The organism is Microvirga zambiensis WSM3693, from assembly GCF_016735695.1.
GTDB lineage: Bacteria > Pseudomonadota > Alphaproteobacteria > Rhizobiales > Beijerinckiaceae > Microvirga > Microvirga zambiensis.
The window spans coordinates 1-2,894 of sequence record NZ_JAERQD010000150.1 but is presented as its reverse complement, the minus strand read 5'-3'; the positions used below and the strand labels follow the sequence as shown (position 1 = coordinate 2,894).

The following is a 2,894-nucleotide window of genomic DNA, read 5'->3' as shown; positions in this document are numbered from 1 at the left end:
ACCCATGGACGGCTTGAAATCGGAATGCCTGGACGGCTTCAGATTGGACGAAGTGGACGGCTTTGTCGGTATCCTCACTCTTGTCGGCGGCTGGCAATTGGTCGGCCTCTGGCTTGAGATCGGACAACTTGCCAGTGCTCTGCTGAATGGAGACAATTCTGGTATTGTCATTAAAAAGGATATCGGGGGCCGTATTGGTGTTAAGCGCTGCAATTGAGCGGCTGAACCACTGCTCCGTCGGCATCGAAAGCGACTTTACGGTTACGCCGGGGTGCTCCTTCTTATAGAGTTCGGCCATCTGCTCAATCATGCGCAGGCCGTCTTCGCCCTTGTCGTGCCAAATCATAATCTCCTGGGCATGTGCCGCTGCGGTCGCGAGCAAGGTCACGGCAGTTACGCCGCTGATTAAGGAAAGCAATCGACGTTGGATCATTCTACACCTCCCATTGGCATGCCATTGCGTGATCTAAGCGACCATCTTTTGAGGCTCATCCGAGCTCGCAACAGGATCATTTAACGCAAATCTGCTGTCAACGAAAATTTGCGCAAATTTCACTACACGCTACCCTCTTCGCGACACGGGGAGGATTCCCAAGCCGAGAGACGTCGTTGTGCAAGGAGTTGAGATGTGATGGCGCAATTTGAGATTTGCGTTGCAATTTGCGTGGAAAGCCCCTTTCATAGGTGGAAGCGAATGGTGGGTGATCAATGACAATAGACCTACGTGATTACGTCGAGGCATCTCGTAACATTATTGCGAATCATGCTCTATCGCCAGGAGCGTACCGCCGCTGGAATTGGCAGGACCAAGACGGAACTCGGGACCTTAACATCAACCCCTATGGTTGTGCTGACGCAGCCAACATCCTCTATACGATTGGTTCATTTCCGAGCGAATCTGAAGATCGTGTTAGCTGGATCTCAGCGTTGCAGTCACTCCAAAGCCCTGAAACTGGTTTGTTTGAGGAGGCGACCCATCACACGATCCACACCACAGCCCATTGTATCGCTGCCCTTGAATTGTTCGATGCAAAGCCTCTTCACAAGCTCACGGGGCTAAGGATCTATGCTGAGCCCGACGAACTACGCCACTTCCTCTCAGGCCTAGATTGGCGAGGGAACCCATGGCGTGAGTCTCACCGAGGGGCGGGCCTCTTCGCTGCAATGGTTATTGCCGACGAGGTCGACTTGGCGTGGCAGGACGCATATTTCGATTGGCTTTGGCAGAACACAGATCCAGAGACTGGACTGCTGGCCGGGAAAAACCTCCCTCGGGTCGCCCATAGCGGGACGACGACGATGGTACCCCATATGGCGGGCACGTTTCACTACCTCTTCAACATGCAATGGGCCCGGCGGCCGAGCCGTTACCCAGAGCATTTGATCGATGCCTGCCTCGCTATGTACCGGGAGCGTCAGTTCCCCCTAGGACAGCGGATCGGATTTGCCGAAATCGACTGGTTCTATTGTATGAACCGCAGCCTGCGGCAGTGCAATCACCGCTTCGAAGAAAGCCGCGCCGCGATCGAGGCGCTCGGACGAGAGCTCGCGGAATACGTCTTGAATCTGGATCCAAAGACCGATGACGGACTGAACGATCTGCACGCGCTGTTTGGTAATCTCTGTGCCTTCGCCGAACTGCAGCAGGCACTTCCCGGCCTAGTCGTGACCGACAGACCGTTGAAGCTGGTCCTTGATCGGAGACCTTTCATCTAAGGAAATTTGGGTCATGTCAATTGCAGCAAAGACCTTCGACCTCCGGCTAGTTCGTGAGGCGGTCATGGGCACACTCCACGCTCTGGAAGATCGCGCAGGGCCTTTCGGTTGCTATCGCTCCGGCCGGAAGCGGCGGCCTGATCTCTATTCATCGCTCGACGCTGCACTCATTAGAGTCATCATGGGAGATGACTTCGGATCTTCACTAACAGAGGCGGAGCGGACGTCATGGGTTGACCACATTAATTCGTACGCCCGCCGCTATTACGATCAACCAGGTGATGGATCATACGAAGATACCTATGGCCATGCGCCGCTTCACGCCAATGGGATGGTGATCGGAGCACTAGGGTCTCTCGGCGGACAGCAGCTGTACCCAGTCAGCCTGTACAATTCGTTCGACACCTCTGAGAAGGTCGGGCCATGGCTCGAAAGTCTCGACTGGAGCAATCAATGGCGTTCCTCTCATCTCTTCTGGGGAGGCCTGCATTGCTTCAGCTTCAGCCGCGCCTGCACCCCTGAATGGCGGACGGCTGTGTTTTCTTGGCTGGATAGCTCTATCGACGAGACCACAGGGTGGTGGCGCCGAGGAGTGCCACATGCGGACCGTCATCAGCCACTTGGCGGCAGCGTTCATATCCTGCCGATGTACGAGCATCATGGTCACAGCTTCCCTTATCCGGAGCGGGTTATTGATAGCGTCCTGTCTCTTCAACTTCCGAACGGACGCTGGCTGGAGAGATCAGGTCCTCACGTGATGCACTATCTGGAGCTCGACGCGTTGTATGCGCTGAAGTTCATGCGCACGCTCGCTCCTGCCTACCGCGGAGACGACATCGAGAGAGCCCTTGATGCATATGTCGAGCTAGCCCTCAACGATTGGGCAGTCCATCATGAGTCACTGCTCAGTCAGCACCCACATGTCATCCTGGCCGCTGTGGGTACTTTTGGGCTCTTGCAGCAGCACCGGCCGGAACAATTCCCGGATAGCAGGGCTTGGAGCGACATCTTTACAGATCGCCGGCTGTACCTGACGTCAGCTGTCGAACAAGCCGCGCGTAGCTAAAAGCCTCTATCAAAATTATTTGTGGCGAGGAAACATGGCCTCAGTTGAGATCCGCAACATTCGCAAGAACTTCGGAACCGTCCCGGTCATTCACGGCGTGTCGATCGAGATC

At 55.3% G+C, this 2,894-nt stretch carries 3 protein-coding genes; 2 read left to right on the top strand and 1 reads right to left on the bottom strand.

Translation table 11 applies throughout. From position 1 onward, the window contains the following. The coding region (locus JKL46_RS34385) for an extracellular solute-binding protein (protein WP_201842906.1) at nucleotides 1-433 on the bottom strand (433 nt) is incomplete at its 3' end. Nucleotides 434-708: 275 nt separating this feature from the next. Between JKL46_RS34385 and JKL46_RS34380 the strand changes: the two genes are divergently transcribed. Beyond that, nucleotides 709-1,716: a hypothetical protein gene (locus JKL46_RS34380; RefSeq protein ID WP_201842904.1), complete on the top strand. Its 1,008-nt coding sequence runs from the start codon at nucleotides 709-711 to the stop codon at nucleotides 1,714-1,716. A 13-nt stretch (nucleotides 1,717-1,729) separates the two neighbouring features. After that, nucleotides 1,730-2,782 (top strand): hypothetical protein, encoded by a 1,053-nt coding sequence (locus tag JKL46_RS34375; protein WP_201842903.1) that lies wholly within the window; start codon nucleotides 1,730-1,732, stop codon nucleotides 2,780-2,782. Nucleotides 2,783-2,894: the final 112 nt, after the last annotated feature.